The sequence below is a fragment of the Actinomycetota bacterium genome (assembly GCA_030684515.1).
Classification (GTDB): domain Bacteria; phylum Actinomycetota; class Actinomycetes; order S36-B12; family S36-B12; genus UBA11398.
This window is the reverse complement of record JAUXVJ010000009.1, coordinates 385,426-398,963: the sequence shown is the minus strand read 5'-3', so window position 1 is coordinate 398,963 and position 13,538 is coordinate 385,426. Positions and strand designations below refer to the sequence as shown.

Genomic DNA, 13,538 nt, shown 5'->3' with positions numbered 1-13,538 from the left:
CCAGCATCGAACAGGCAGAGCTCGAGTACATGGCTCTACAGGTCGAGCCGATAACCCATGCCAGGTTCTGTCATCAGGTGTCGCGGATGGGCCGGATCACGCTCAAGCTTGCGCCGCAGTTGCGCGATGTACACGCGCAGATAGTGGCTCTCCTTCTCATAACCTGGACCCCACACTTCGCGCAGGAGCTGCTGTTGAGGAACGAGACGGCCAGCATTGCGTCCCAGGACTTCCAGCAGGTGGTACTCCGTCGGGGTCAGGCGGACTTGGACTCCATCTCTCGTCACGATCCCGGCTGCCAGATCCATCTCGAATTCATCCGCGGAGATCACTTGTGGGGCTGAACTTGTGCCACCAATCTGCCCACGACGGACTGCTGCGCGTACCCGCGCCAAGAGTTCGTTCATCTCAAAGGGTTTCGTGACGTAGTCATCAGCTCCAGCATCCAAGGCAGCGACCTTCTCATTGCTGGTTGACCGCGCGGAGAGGACGACAACCGGGACTGGATTCCAACCGCGAATGCCATGCAGCACTTCGATGCCATCAAGATCAGGCAGACCCAAATCAAGAACTACGACCTCGGGATGGAATCGGGCAACCGCATCAAGCGCGCCCTTCCCTGTCATGACAAGTTCAACTTGAAATCCGCGCGCGCGCAGATTGATGGTCAGCGCGCGCCCCAGCGGTGCGTCATCTTCAACTACGAGCACCCGCATCATTGGATCGCGCCGGGATCCTGAAACGCAAGCGGGACTGCCAGCACCATCGTCAAGCCACCGCCGGGAGTGTCTTCTACTTCGATGCTCGCCCCGACAGCCTCTGCCAGACCGCGCGCAACAGCCAGTCCAAGCCCAACCCCCGAGCCAGCCGGGACATCGCCCAAGCGCTGAAAAGGAAGGAACATCTTGACTCGATCGTCAACAGCAACACCCGGACCACGATCGATGATGCGCAACTGCAGGGTGTCTTCTGGTACTACAGCCGCGCAGATTCGAACTGGTACTCCAACAGGTGAGTGCTGAACAGCGTTTTCGACAAGATTCGCCACAGCCCTCTCCAGTAGCCCCGCATCCGTTTGTATCAGTGGCAAAGCCTCATTCGTCTCATCGACAACGGATTGATCAAGAACGCCACGCAGGGCTTGATGCAGCACTTCATCCAATGACACGGCTTCGAGTATCGGTCGCACACTGCCGGTCTGAATGCGGCTGAGGTCCAGGAGGTTGGAGAGCAGTGCATCAAGGCGATCAGCAGCTTCGTCGGCATCTTCAAGCAATGCGTCGCGATCGTCTCTGGGCAGTTCAAGGGTGGGATCCCGCAGGGTGGCAATCGATGCCTTGATGCCTGCGAGCGGTGTGCGGACTTCATGAGAGACAGCCGTTAGGAGAGCCGTGCGCATCGCATCGGACTCCTGCAATCGCGCTGCATCGGCTACCAGCGCAGCGAGGCGATTTCTCTCCAGGACGGCTGCCGCCTGTGCTGCAAAGGCATCCAGCATCCGACGATCAGAGGCCGGTAGGGGTGTGCCCGAGAGTGCCATCACCAATCCCGGACCGGCGTCGACCGCGACATCAGCTTCATCGATGCTTCGAGGCGGAAACTCGCCCGAGACCTCGATGATCGCCATTCCGCGGCCGGCCGTCTCGAACAGCGCCGCGCTGCGCATACCGAATGTCTCGCACGCCTGATCTAACAGGGCGCGCACACCGTTCTCGCGCCCGAGCACTCCCACCGAAAGGGACGCCAGCACGTTGGCCTCAGCTCGTCGCTTGCCTGCTTCCTGTGCCAGAGAAGCACTGCGATCAACAATGGTGGCGATCACCGCCGCGACAAGAACAAAGGCAAGAATCGCGAAGGCGTTCTGCGGCTCGGCGATAGTGAAACTGCCAACGGGTTCGACGAACTCATGGTTGACCAGAAGACTTGCGACGACGGCGGTGACAATCGCTGGAAGCAAGCCACCCACGAGCGAAGATGCGACGACCCCGAGAAGGAACGCCAGGAGCACCGTGGAGAGGCTGAGCGAATCGCCAAAGGGAAGCAACAGCGCCGTGAGCAACACGGGGATCAAGGGGGCAAGGATCCAAGCGACAACTCGTCGAGTGGGGGCTCGCCGTGCAGTCCGGGCGCGTGTAGGGCGTTTGCCCGCGCGCTCGTGACTCACGACGTGGACATCTATATCGCCTGAATCGCGCACGATCTCATCGACTGCGCTAGGGCGCATGACTCGGCTCAATCGCTTTCGGCGCGAAGCCCCCACCACTACCTGTGTGCCATTCACCGATCGGGCGAACTCAAGGATTGTGCTTGCGATGTCCTCACCAACAACTGTGTGAAAGGTTCCGCCAAGATCTTCAGTGAGCTGTCGCAGGCGCGCAACTGAATCAGGGCTCGCCCCAATGGTGCCGTCTCCGCGCACGATGTGAACTGCCACTAGCGCACGGCCAGCAATACGACCGGAGATGAGTGCGCCTCGCCTGAGCAGGGTCTCGCCTTCGGCGCCTCCAGTCAGGGCAACAACAATCCGCGGGCGCGCCGCCCAAGTCTGCTGAATGCCGTGGTCTGCTCGGTAGCGCTCAAGGCCTTCCTCCACCCGATCGGCCAGCCACAGCAGTGCCAGCTCGCGCAGGGCGGTCAGGTTGCCCACCCGAAAGTAGTTGCCCAGTGCTGCGTCGACCTTTTCGGGTGCGTACACGTTTCCGTGAGCCATCCGGCGTCGAAGCGACTCTGGGCTCATGTCGACCAGTTCGATCTGGTCGGCAGCCCGCACCACCGCATCGGGGATGGTCTCTCGCTGCTTGACGCCTGTGATCGTTTCGACAACGTCATTCAGCGATTCCAGGTGCTGGATGTTCACTGTTGAGATCACGTCGATCCCAGCATCGAGCAGTTCGTTGATGTCCTGCCAGCGCTTGGTGTTGCGGGAGCCGGGGACATTGGTATGCGCAAGTTCGTCGACGAGTGCCACCTGCGGATGTCTGGCCAAGACGGCGTCAATATCCATCTCTTCAAATTGTGCACCGCGATAGTCCAAGGTATGTCGCGGGATGACTTCCAGATTCGTCAGCATCGACGCCGTGTGAAGCCTGTCGTGCGTTTCCACGACGCCGACCACAACGTCAGTGCCTCGTTCCAGCCGTCGATGGGCCTCGCCCAACATGGCGTAGGTCTTGCCGACGCCCGGTGCCGCACCCAGATAGATGCGAAGCTTCCCGCGAGTCACTTCGCCATTGTTGCGTACGGACTGACTTGGCTCTGCTGTGTCGGCGTCCATGACAAGTCCGCCGTCACTTCAACTGCTCAAGAGCAAGATTCAACTCGAGCACGTTTACGCGAGGCTCACCGATGAACCCAAACAGGCGCTGCTGCGTGTGTTCTTCTACGAGAGAAGCGACCGTTGCTGGCGCCAGGCCACGCGCCAAAGCCACTCGGTTGATCTGCAGTTGGGCGTATTCCGGGCTGATGTGGGGGTCAAGCCCGCTGCCACTGGCGGTGACAGCATCAGGCGGAATCTCGTTGGCCTGGACTTTGTCCGTGGCCACGATCGTCGCCTTGCGCTCCGCAACGGCCTCCACCAGAGCGGGATTGTCTGCCGCCAAATTGGAGCCACCGCTCGATAGGGCGTCATAGCCATCACCAGCCGCTGATGGGCGGGGGAGGAACCACTTGTCACCTTCAAAACTCTGGCCGATGAGCGAGGAGCCAACGACCTCTCCCGAGGAGTTCGTCAGCATCGATCCACCACTGGCATTGGGAGCCAGTTGCGCGATGACGAAGATGGCGAGTGGGTAGGCAATCCCGAGGATCACCGTCATCACGATAAGGAAGCGCAAGGCCACAAAGGCCTGACGAATGCTGGCATTCATAGGTTCACCCGATTCCTGGGATATGGGAGATGACGAGATCCAGCAGTTTGATTCCCACGAACGGAACAACAATTCCGCCCAGTCCGTAGATCCAAAGATTTCGACTCAGCAACTTGGACGCGCTGGCCGGTCGGTACCTGACTCCGCGTAGCGCCAACGGGATCAGCACGACGATGATCAGCGCATTGAAGACGACAGCCGACAGGATTGCCGAATTCGGACTGGAGAGGTGCATGACATTCAGCGACTCAAGTCCTGGGTACGCCACGATGAACATCGCCGGAATGATCGCGAAGTACTTTGCGATGTCGTTTGCAACGGAGAACGTCGTCAGCGCACCACGAGTGATCAGCAACTGCTTGCCGATTTCCACGATATCGATGAGCTTCGTTGGATTGGAGTCCAGATCCACCATGTTGCCCGCTTCTTTGGCGGCCGAAGTGCCGGTGTTCATTGCAACGCCAACGTCGGCCTGAGCAAGGGCCGGAGCATCGTTGGTTCCGTCCCCGGTCATCGCGACCAGGCGACCACCCTCCTGCTCACGCTTGATCAAGGCCATCTTGTCTTCAGGAGTGGCCTCAGCCAGGAAGTCGTCGACCCCCGCTTCTTCAGCGATAGCGCGCGCAGTCATCGGATTGTCACCCGTGATCATCACTGTCTTGATGCCCATGCGACGCAACTCATCGAAGCGTTCACGAATGCCGACCTTGATGACATCCTTGAGATGTACCACCCCGAGGATTTCGGCACCTTCACTCACCACGAGTGGTGTGCCACCTCCTGAGGAGATCGCGTCCACCGTAGCCGAGATTTCACTTGGCGTGCTTCCGCCGGCGGCGTTCACATGTGCGAACACTGCACCCGCAGCACCCTTGCGAACGCTGCGACCGTCCACGTCAACGCCACTCATTCGCGTCTGTGCCGCGAATGGAACCCAGACAGCATCGCGAAGCGCGCCGTCCACACGCGCGCGAAGGCCGTACGTCTCCTTGCACAGCACGACAATCGAGCGGCCCTCCGGAGTCTCGTCAGCAAGGCTGCTCAACTGAGCTGCGTCAGCCAAGTACGTGATGGAAACGCCGGGCGCTGGGATCAGGTCCACAGCCTGCCTATTGCCCAAAGTGATGGTTCCGGTCTTGTCCAAGAGCAGAGTTGAGACGTCGCCAGCTGCTTCAACTGCACGCCCTGACATGGCCAGAACATTGCGTTGAACAAGCCGGTCCATCCCTGCGATGCCAATGGCAGAGAGCAATGCGCCGATAGTTGTCGGAATCAGGCACACAAGCAGTGCCACCAGCACGATCACACTCTGGGCGGCCCCTGAGTAGTCAGCCAAGGGCTGCAGGGTCATCACGACGAGCAGGAAGATGATCGTCAGCGATGACAGCAGGATGTTGAGGGCGATCTCGTTGGGGGTCTTCTGCCGACTGGCACCCTCGACGAGAGCGATCATCCTGTCGATGAACGTATGACCTGGAGCCGCAGTGATCTCGACGACGATGCGATCGGACAACACCTTGGTGCCGCCCGTCACCGCGCTGCGGTCACCACCGCTCTCGCGAATCACTGGAGCCGATTCTCCGGTGATCGCCGACTCGTCGACACTGGCCACACCATCGACGACGTCGCCATCACCTGGAATGACGTCGCCGGCCTCGCACACGACACGGTCACCGAGCCTGAGCTCGGTTGCGGCCACCTGCTCCTCAAGGTCACCAGCAACCAAGCGGCGGGCCATGGTGTCGCGTCGAGTCGCGCGCAACGAAGCAGCTTGCGCACGTCCGCGGCCCTCGGCAACAGCCTCGGCAAGATTGGCGAACACAACAGTGATCCAAAGCCAGATCGTGACAAGCCAGGCGAACACACTTGGCTCGGTGATAGCGGCGATCGTGGTGAGGCCCGACCCGATGAGCACGACGAACATCACCGGGTTTCGCCACATCCGTCGCGGGTCCAGCTTGCGGAATGCCTCGGGCAGTGACGTGATCAGAGACCGAGCATCGAAAGCACCAGAGCCAACGCGGTTGTCCGGTAGGAGATCCGGCGTGGGAGCAAGTGTGGTCATGACAGTCCTTCTGCGAGTGGTCCGAGTGCGAGTGCAGGTACATAGGTGAGGCCAGCGATGATCAGAACGACGCCCACGACGAGCAGTACAAACTGAGGCCGGTGTGTGGGCAGGGTTCCGGCTGATGCGGGTGTCCTGCTCCGGGAGGCAAGCGAGCCGGCCAGGGCAAGCACCAGGCAGATCGGAATGAAGCGACCAAGGAACATTGCCACGGCCAAACCGACGTTGTAGAAGTCGGTGTTCGCATTCAATCCCGCAAAGGCGGAGCCGTTGTTGTTGGAAGCCGAGGCGAAGGCATAGAACACCTCAGAGAGTCCATGCGCCCCAGGATTGAGCATTGATGAGCGGCCGGTCTCTGTGGCCATCGCGACGCCCAGTCCTAAGAGCAGTAGCGCGGGAGTCGTCAGTATGTAGAGCGAGACGAGCTTCATCTCGCGGGCACCGATCTTCTTGCCCAGATACTCCGGTGTTCGCCCAACCATCAGCCCAGCAATGAATACAGCGACGATCGCTGCGATCAGCATGCCGTAGAGACCAGAGCCAGTGCCGCCAGGAGTGACCTCACCGAGAATCATGTTGAAGATGGTCAGTCCGCCACCCGCTGCAGTGAACGAGGAATGCATGGCATCAACGGCACCTGTGGATGTCGACGTTGTCGCTGATGCAAAGACAGCCGACATAGGGACGCCGAATCTGACTTCCTTACCCTCCATCGCACCACCAGCAAGCTGAAGAGCAGCACCTCCGTGGTTCAGTTCTGCCCAGATCAGCAGACCTGTGACAGTGGTCCAGATGCTGGCCATCACTGCCAGGATCGCGTAACCCTGACGCAGATCGCCCACGATGCGGCCGAAGGTGCGAGTCAGAGCGACCGGGATGAGAAGGATGAGGAAGATCTCGATGAGGTTGGTCAGCCCGGTTGGGTTCTCGTACGGATGAGCGGAGTTGGCGTTGTAGAAGCCACCGCCGTTCGTTCCAAGCTCCTTGATAGCTTCCTGACTGGCCACTGGGCCACCCGTGACTGTCTGTGATCCACTGGTCAATGTTGTGATCGTTGTGTCGCCATTGAAGTTGTGCACGACGCCAGCGATGACGAGCACGACAGCGAACACCGCGGCAAGTGGAAGCAGGATTCGGATGGTGATGCGGGTGAGATCCACCCAGAAGTTGCCGAGTCGATCAGTCCGAGTGCGAGCAAGACCTCGAATCAAGGCGACCGCAACGGAGATGCCCACTGCGGCAGACAGAAAGTTTTGCACTGCCAAGCCGGCCATCTGTGCCGTGTAGCCCAGCGCAGCCTCGCCGGAGTATGACTGCCAGTTGGTATTCGTGACGAAGCTGACAGCAGTGTTCAGTGACTGCAGTGGCGGCATGCCCTCGCGGTCAAGTGAGTACGGCAGGTACGCCTGTAGACGAAGAAGTGCGAACAGCAGAACAATGGAGACTGCCGAGAAGGCCAGCACCGAACGAAGATAGACCGTCCAACGCTGGTCGGCACTTGCATCCACCCCGACAGCGCGGTAGATCCCGCGCTCGATTCTGAAGTGCCGCGTGGTCTCCAGGGATCGCGCCATGTAGTCGCCGAGCGGTCGGTAGCACACCCCGAGCGCGACGAGCAGCAAGAAGATCTGCAGGATCGCTGCAGCAGTTGAATTCACTGATACTCCTAGAATTCTTCAGCGCGTACGAGTGAGATGACTAAGTAGCCGAGCAGCAACACTGCGGTTGCCAATGAGATTCCTGCGAGAACGCTCACAGATGCTCCGTTCCGGTTGCGATAGCAAGGACAATTGCGGAAAGCACAAGGATCAGCGCTAGGGCGAAAACGTCAGCCATGGTCATTCATCTCCTGAAGTTCTGTGTGATGGACGGGATCCGGCCAACCAACGACCCAGGATCGAAACTGTGATTGCGAGTACGAGCAGTCCGGTCAGCCTGATGAGGTCCTCGGTACCGTGCCAACCCAGCACACCCCGGGTGTCGTAGAGGAAACCTTGTTCAAACAGGAACGCCAAGCCTGCAGTTGTCACTGCAGCAGGAACTGTCGTGAGATAGCTGATGAGCGCGACCAAGATCGCAAATGCCGCTCCGGCAGTTCCGGGTTGTAGGACCGCGGATGAAATAAGGACACTCAGGACAAGCCCAGCCCCGAAGCAGATGGCTACAGCGCCCCACAGGCTAAGCGGGCGGCCTGAATGTTCAGGCGAGCGCAACTCAACCCTGCGCATCTGAGTCCTGGCTATGTTCACTCGCTAAGGAAAGCCGACTCGAGCGCCACGATCGATGCTTCTTAACGCTTCCTTAACGCCATGTGCGGGTGCTCATATGCATCTCTGACAACTACCGGTTGAAGGCGCGCTCCAATTTCCGATCAGGAACCAACCACATACCGGCCACAAGGACGTAGAGCGCAACAGCAATCCATGGCTGAACGAATGCAAGCACGATGCCCAGCGCATAGATGATCGGGGAAATCTTGCCTTTGATGTTGCTTCCGAGAACAGCGGCAATCTCAGAATCTGTGCCCTGCGCTCGAATGATCACAAGCAGGAGAATGTAGAAGGCAATCGCAGCCATCATCAGCACACCGCCGTACACAGCGGTCGGAATGGGCTCAAAGTGGTTGAGACCCATCCAGCCGGTTGCAAACGGAAACAGCGACAGCCAGAAGAGCAGATTGAAATTCGCCCACAGCACTCCGCCAGTCACACGAGTTGCAGCTTGCAGCAGGTGGTGATGGTTGTTCCAGTAGATCGCCAGATAGATGAAACTGAGAACGTAGGTCAGGAACACCGGGAGCACTGGCTCCAGTGAGGCCCAATCCGCGCTCTCAGGTGGTCGAAGTTCCAGCACCATGATGGTGATCAGGATTGCGATCACCGCATCGCTGAACGCTTCGAGCCGACCTTTGCTCACGAACGGGAAGGTACCAAGACTTGGTCAGGAATTGGATTTCTGCATCCGGGCTTGTGCACCTCGGCTGGAGTAGGAGGCCAGATCAAACAGGAAGCCAAGCGCCACGACAAGCCAACCAATGCCGCTCACTCCGCCGGCAAATGACCACGCTACGCAGTATGCGAGGGCAGTCCAGGGCAAGAACAACAGGCCAAGGATTGGCAGGATCCAGCCGCCGGAGAATGCATCGCTGACTCGCTCGGTGAAGATCCAGGCATACAGAAATGCCAGTCGCGGACCCAGAAACCCAAGCACGAGCACGAAGCAGCACATGCTGGGGAGCGTAGGACAACATTGGCTGCAGCGCACGCACTTGAAGTGGTGACCAATTGCTCTTGGAACTCTGCCTCAAAGACAACTATGTTTGCGCTACACACGTGGGTGATTCAGACTCCTACGACTTTCCTGCATGAGGAGGCTCCATGGCTATCGGGCCAGTAGACGTCTACGTCATTGGTTTCCCCGGAAACCAGTTCACCGGTCGCATTGCGCCAGCAATCCTGGACCTCGTTGCCAGCGACACCATCCGAATCTTGGACATGCTCTTTGTCATCAAGGACGCCAATGGCGTGGTCTCGTCAATTGAGATGGCTGACCTCAATGCCGAAACCGGGCCCGCCTTCATGGAGATCACGATCGCTCAGCCAGGTGCACTCGATCAGACAGATGCCGAAGAGATCAGCGATGACTTAGAGCTCAACAGCTCCGCGCTACTGGTGGCTTTTGAGAATCGCTGGGCCGCCAAACTCGCTGACGCACTGCAAGCTGCTGATGCCAACGTGATCGATTACGTGCGCATCCCCGTTGACGTCGTCCAAGCCGTCATCACCGTTTAACTCCAACTTCTCTGAAAGGCACTGACATGGGACTTCTTCGAATGGCAGCACGCACCGCAGTCGTTGCCGGAACTGCCACGGCAGTTTCCGGAAATGTCGCTCGTCGACAGGCCAACAAGTACGACGCCCAACAGGCTCAAGCTCAGGCAGCTGCAGCCCCGGCTCCTGCCGAAGCCGCACCTGCTCAGGACGACGCCATGGTTCAGTTGCAGAATCTCGCAGCACTGCACAGCCAAGGCGTGCTCTCCGATGAAGAGTTCGCTGCGGCCAAGGCCAAGATCCTCGGCATCTAAGAACACAGTCTTCAGCTGTGAGTCAGGCCACCGCCTACTCCCGACTCGCGGCGGTCTACGACGAAATCGTCGTTGACCCGTGCTATCCGCAATGGGCTCAGTACTTGCATGCCCTCTGGAGCAGTGATGGCGAAGGCGTCAGCACTGTTCTTGATGTTTGCTGCGGTACCGGCTTGATGGCGACCGAGCTCTTGCCGCTTGGCTACTCAGTGGTCGGTACAGATGCATCAGAGGCAATGCTTGCCCGAGCCCGGGAACTTCTTGGCAAACAGGTTGAACTGCTGAATGCCACCCTGCCTGAGCTTGGCACTTCCCAGATATTCGACGCGGCAATTTCCACTTTCGACGGGCTCAACTACCTGACGCCCGAATCATTCGATATGAGTCTCAGTGCCATAGCCAAGCGGGTGCGACCTGGGGGATGGCTGTGCTTCGATTTGCACACCGACGCAATGATGGATTTCACCCTCAAGAATGCGCAGATCTCAGGTGAAGAACAGGGTCAGTTCTTCACCATCCGCAGCGATGTTGATCCGGTCCTTCGCACGTGCAATACCTATATCGAAGTCACAGATACCAATACGGGTGGGCAATTCACCGAACACCATCAACAGTACTTTCACACTGACGATTCCGTCCGGCTCGCCTTGACCATGGCCGGCTTCACGGACGTCGTGGCAGTTGAGGAGTACTCCAGCGCACCCGCTACTGCTGACACCTTGCGGGCGACGTGGATCGCGCGCAAAAAGAAGCTTGGGATGCCTGCGCAATAGCAGACATCCCAAGCTCACAATCGAACTGAGGGCCGAGTTAGGCCAATGCCTTGGCCTTCAACGACTCGAACTCCTGCTGGTTGATCGTGCCAGCATCAAGAAGTGACTTGGCTGAGGCGATCTGATCGGCAGGTGCCGCTCCAGACCCGGCGGCCTGCTGGATATAGGCCTTCTGTGCTGCCTCGGCTTTCTCCATTGCAGCTTTGCGGCGCTCAGTCATGCTGTTGCCACGGGCAATGAGATAGACCAACACCGCAAATGGACCAAAGAGAATCAGTGCGACGACCCAGATGGCCTTGAATCCACCACTCAAAGTGTGGTCGCCGAACAGGTCGAAGATGACCATGAAGAAGACCATGAAATACATGACCATGAAGAAAATGACGAACAGGCTCCACAAAACGTCGCCTAGTTGCATTGCGCTTACCCCCTGCTAGTTGATGAATCAGACATTAGCGGAATGTGCCTGCAAGCGTGGCTCACAGATGCATCGATTGATTCGAATCAAAATGAACCATGACCAAGAAGATCTCCACACTTTCTTCCGCCGGCGAGCATTGGGTGCGGGCAACCGCGCACCTGTTCGATGTACTCGCCATCGTCTTTCTGATCAATCTGCTGGTGATCTGGTCGGTACCGGACGCGTCAACGGGGTTGAAACAGCTATCCGAACTCATCGCTTGGCTGGTCTGGGCCGGGTTCGCCGTCGACTACGTCGTTCGCCTGACATGTTCACGCCCCAAGGGCGCATTCATTGGCACCCACAAACTGGATCTGCTCATGGTCCTCTTGCCGATGTTGCGCATACTTCGCGTGTTTCTGCTTCTGCGCAGAAGCCTGGCTTCAGTGAGTACCGAGAGGATCGCTGGGTCGATCGCAAGCATCGTCGCAATCGTCGTAGTTACCAGCGCATTCCTGGTATGGCAGGTCGAGAAGGATGCTGCCGGGGCGACCATCACAACTTTTCGGACTGCACTTTGGTGGGCTGTAGTCACGACTACGACGGTCGGATATGGCGACTACACCCCTGTGACCCAGATCGGACGACTCATTGCCATGGGAGTGATGCTCGTTGGCATCGGGTTGATAGGAACGGTCAGCGCCACCGTGGCCTCTTGGTTTGTGAATCGACCCAATGCTGCGGAACCGCCCAAGGACGTTGCGGAATCGGAAGCACCGGCGTTCTCCGATGAACATGCTGAACTCCTGGATCGACTGGATCGACTGACCGCACAACAACAAGAGATCCGCGCGCTTTTGCTCAGCAGTTCCCCGGGGCACGGACAGAGCACCAGTCAGTTGCCTAAGAACTGAGAAATTCAGCAGCCCGCGAGCCCCAGGTAAGCAGATCCTCATGCGTGTGGGTCACGTGCAGCTGGGCATTGGGCATGACATTGAGCAGCGTCTCAGCAGTGATGACCGGGTGCCCAGGATCCCCCGACCAAGGCAGCAGCAGAGTCGGCTGATTCACGGTGCTGAGCAGTTCAAGAGAGGGCAGGTCACTGAGTCCGGCACCTCGGAAGACAAACGGCAGCAACTCAAAGATGATGTCTGGGGGCGCAGGGAAACCCGTGACGTCCGCAAAGACAGGTGGAACAACTATTGGCGTTTGCTCAAACAAGGTGGCGACCGATGTTGGATCGCCCTGCTCAATGATGTCCGCTATTTGCCGATAGACGCCTGCTTGTCCGGCACGCGTCTCCCAAGCAGTTGGCGGTGCAGTGAGAATCAGGGCTGAGAAGCGATCAGGGCGCTGGCTGGCTGCGTGCAGCAGAGTTCCGGTCCCCATCGAAGATCCGATTCCAACAATGGGCGCGTGCGGTGAGAAGTGATCCGCCAAGGCAAGCAAGTCTTCGGCCAGCGAAGCCCACGAATAGTCCTCGGCAACTGCTGTACCAGTCGATTCGCCATGGCCACGCGCATCGTAGGCAATGACCTGGTACCCAGCATCTGCTACCTCGGAGAAATTGCCCATTCCGATCTTGCGATTGTTCGCTCGACTCGATGAGAGTCCGTGGGCACTGATCGCAACTGGCCCAATCCCATGCATCGAATACGCAAACTTCACCCCTCTAAGCTCGACGAACTCCGAATTGTCGGTGTGTGACACGCCTCTCATAGCTGCGAGTCTTCCGCATCAAGCCTCGATCGACTGTGCAGATGGTGGAATTCACATTTTTCTTTGTAAACATTTTGAACGCGCTTCTTCATCGACAGAACGACGTTCCCCTCACGGAATAGCTACGGACGAAAACTTGTTGTAGGCCAATGTTTCCACTTCGTTCACCGTCGTAATGCGACCGTGATGAATGACACGTCCTGATTGCAAAGTGGGCTCTTTGGAAGTGCGACAATTGGGGCACCAACAAGGCCGTACGTGGTTGCAGGTCACAAGCCAAGCAAACGCGCACACAAGAAAAGGAGCACAACTCCATGAAGATCACCACACTGTTCCACCGCAATGCAGGGTCCACTGAAAATGCGGAAATCCGCACTGAGTGGGACCGCCGACGCGCAATGGCCATCGGCGCCAGCGAGCTCGCAGAGATCGACGCAATCTTCTCCCGCGCCCTCTGATCTGAGTCGCAAAAGAATCCACTGCTAGCCCAATAACGTTGGGCACGTTGCCTGTTCAGTTTGCAGATGACGTGCCCAACTGGGCTTTCACATTCCTGAATGTCTGACCAATCGCAAGCCCGTTCTCATCCTGAAGTTGGTAGGTTGCAACCATCAAGTTCGGGATTCGGAGC

The 13,538-nt window shown here is 58.4% G+C and carries 16 protein-coding genes; 5 read left to right on the top strand and 11 right to left on the bottom strand.

The features are described 5' to 3' along the window. Nucleotides 1-35: 35 nt before the first annotated feature. The 9 genes from Q8M73_03780 to Q8M73_03740 all read right to left on the bottom strand — a co-directional run bounded on the left by Q8M73_03780 (nt 36) and on the right by Q8M73_03740 (nt 9,159). A complete protein-coding gene (locus Q8M73_03780) occupies nt 36-719 on the bottom strand; it encodes a response regulator transcription factor (protein ID MDP2287667.1) in 684 nt (227 codons plus the stop codon). After that, nucleotides 716-3,223, bottom strand: coding sequence for a sensor histidine kinase KdpD (locus Q8M73_03775; protein ID MDP2287666.1), 2,508 nt, complete (start codon nt 3,221-3,223; stop codon nt 716-718). Before Q8M73_03775 ends, Q8M73_03780 begins: the two co-directional genes overlap by 4 nt. Nucleotides 3,224-3,287: 64 nt before the next feature. Next, nucleotides 3,288-3,866 carry a potassium-transporting ATPase subunit KdpC gene (gene kdpC / locus Q8M73_03770; GenBank protein ID MDP2287665.1) on the bottom strand — a complete coding sequence of 193 codons (579 nt, stop codon included), beginning with the start codon at nt 3,864-3,866 and terminating at the stop codon, nt 3,288-3,290. 4 nt (nt 3,867-3,870) lie between these two features. Beyond that, entirely contained in the window at nt 3,871-5,931 is a 2,061-nt protein-coding gene (gene kdpB / locus Q8M73_03765) for a potassium-transporting ATPase subunit KdpB (GenBank protein MDP2287664.1), read from the bottom strand. After that, nucleotides 5,928-7,589 carry a potassium-transporting ATPase subunit KdpA gene (gene kdpA / locus Q8M73_03760; GenBank protein ID MDP2287663.1) on the bottom strand — a complete coding sequence of 554 codons (1,662 nt, stop codon included), beginning with the start codon at nt 7,587-7,589 and terminating at the stop codon, nt 5,928-5,930. Before kdpA ends, kdpB begins: the two co-directional genes overlap by 4 nt. Nucleotides 7,590-7,597: 8 nt before the next feature. Continuing rightward, complete coding sequence (locus Q8M73_03755; GenBank protein MDP2287662.1) at nt 7,598-7,687, bottom strand: potassium-transporting ATPase subunit F; 90 nt, start codon at nt 7,685-7,687, stop codon at nt 7,598-7,600. A gap of 82 nt (nt 7,688-7,769) precedes the next feature. Then, on the bottom strand, nt 7,770-8,159 hold the full coding sequence (locus Q8M73_03750) for a hypothetical protein (protein MDP2287661.1): 390 nt from the start codon (nt 8,157-8,159) through the stop codon (nt 7,770-7,772). A gap of 112 nt (nt 8,160-8,271) precedes the next feature. Then, nucleotides 8,272-8,847, bottom strand: a complete 576-nt coding sequence (locus tag Q8M73_03745) for a TMEM175 family protein (protein MDP2287660.1) — start codon at nt 8,845-8,847, stop codon at nt 8,272-8,274. Between the two features lie 24 nt (nt 8,848-8,871). Continuing rightward, nucleotides 8,872-9,159 (bottom strand): hypothetical protein, encoded by a 288-nt coding sequence (locus tag Q8M73_03740; protein ID MDP2287659.1) that lies wholly within the window; start codon nt 9,157-9,159, stop codon nt 8,872-8,874. 149 nt (nt 9,160-9,308) lie between these two features. Between Q8M73_03740 and Q8M73_03735 the strand changes: the two genes are divergently transcribed. Genes Q8M73_03735 through Q8M73_03725 form a run of 3 tightly spaced genes read left to right on the top strand, consistent with a single transcriptional unit; the run spans nt 9,309 to nt 10,788 of the window. Then, nucleotides 9,309-9,722: a DUF6325 family protein gene (locus tag Q8M73_03735; GenBank protein ID MDP2287658.1), complete on the top strand. Its 414-nt coding sequence runs from the start codon at nt 9,309-9,311 to the stop codon at nt 9,720-9,722. A gap of 26 nt (nt 9,723-9,748) precedes the next feature. Next, a complete protein-coding gene (locus Q8M73_03730; GenBank protein MDP2287657.1) occupies nt 9,749-10,015 on the top strand; it encodes an SHOCT domain-containing protein in 267 nt (88 codons plus the stop codon). 17 nt (nt 10,016-10,032) lie between these two features. Further along, the gene (locus Q8M73_03725; GenBank protein MDP2287656.1) at nt 10,033-10,788 is read left to right on the top strand and encodes a methyltransferase domain-containing protein; all 756 of its coding nucleotides are present in this window, start codon (nt 10,033-10,035) and stop codon (nt 10,786-10,788) included. Nucleotides 10,789-10,825: 37 nt separating this feature from the next. On the opposite strand, the gene Q8M73_03720 is transcribed toward Q8M73_03725, so the two are convergent. After that, nucleotides 10,826-11,206, bottom strand: a complete 381-nt coding sequence (locus tag Q8M73_03720) for an SHOCT domain-containing protein (protein ID MDP2287655.1) — start codon at nt 11,204-11,206, stop codon at nt 10,826-10,828. A gap of 98 nt (nt 11,207-11,304) precedes the next feature. On the opposite strand from Q8M73_03720, the gene Q8M73_03715 reads away from it, so the two are divergent. Further along, entirely contained in the window at nt 11,305-12,102 is a 798-nt protein-coding gene (locus Q8M73_03715) for an ion channel (protein ID MDP2287654.1), read from the top strand. Here the strand turns inward: Q8M73_03715 and Q8M73_03710 are convergent. Continuing rightward, nucleotides 12,092-12,856, bottom strand: coding sequence for an alpha/beta hydrolase (locus Q8M73_03710; GenBank protein MDP2287653.1), 765 nt, complete (start codon nt 12,854-12,856; stop codon nt 12,092-12,094). The genes Q8M73_03715 and Q8M73_03710 overlap by 11 nt on opposite strands. A 365-nt stretch (nt 12,857-13,221) precedes the next feature. Here Q8M73_03710 and Q8M73_03705 point away from each other — a divergent pair, with 365 nt between their 5' ends. Further along, nucleotides 13,222-13,365: a hypothetical protein gene (locus Q8M73_03705; protein ID MDP2287652.1), complete on the top strand. Its 144-nt coding sequence runs from the start codon at nt 13,222-13,224 to the stop codon at nt 13,363-13,365. Nucleotides 13,366-13,538 lie beyond the last annotated feature (173 nt).

Excerpts from the sequence above, each read along its gene's own strand:
- Q8M73_03705 (MDP2287652.1), top strand. The coding sequence starts at position 13,222 with ATGAAGATCACCACACTGTTCCACCGCAATGCAGGGTCCACTGAAAAT.
- Q8M73_03735 (MDP2287658.1), top strand. The coding sequence starts at position 9,309 with ATGGCTATCGGGCCAGTAGACGTCTACGTCATTGGTTTCCCCGGAAAC.
- Q8M73_03730 (MDP2287657.1), top strand. The coding sequence starts at position 9,749 with ATGGGACTTCTTCGAATGGCAGCACGCACCGCAGTCGTTGCCGGAACT.
- kdpC (MDP2287665.1), bottom strand. The coding sequence starts at position 3,866 with ATGAATGCCAGCATTCGTCAGGCCTTTGTGGCCTTGCGCTTCCTTATC.
- Q8M73_03720 (MDP2287655.1), bottom strand. The coding sequence starts at position 11,206 with ATGCAACTAGGCGACGTTTTGTGGAGCCTGTTCGTCATTTTCTTCATG.
- Q8M73_03740 (MDP2287659.1), bottom strand. The coding sequence starts at position 9,159 with ATGTGCTGCTTCGTGCTCGTGCTTGGGTTTCTGGGTCCGCGACTGGCA.
- Q8M73_03780 (MDP2287667.1), bottom strand. The coding sequence starts at position 719 with ATGATGCGGGTGCTCGTAGTTGAAGATGACGCACCGCTGGGGCGCGCG.
- kdpB (MDP2287664.1), bottom strand. The coding sequence starts at position 5,931 with ATGACCACACTTGCTCCCACGCCGGATCTCCTACCGGACAACCGCGTT.
- Q8M73_03715 (MDP2287654.1), top strand. The coding sequence starts at position 11,305 with ATGACCAAGAAGATCTCCACACTTTCTTCCGCCGGCGAGCATTGGGTG.
- Q8M73_03750 (MDP2287661.1), bottom strand. The coding sequence starts at position 8,159 with ATGCGCAGGGTTGAGTTGCGCTCGCCTGAACATTCAGGCCGCCCGCTT.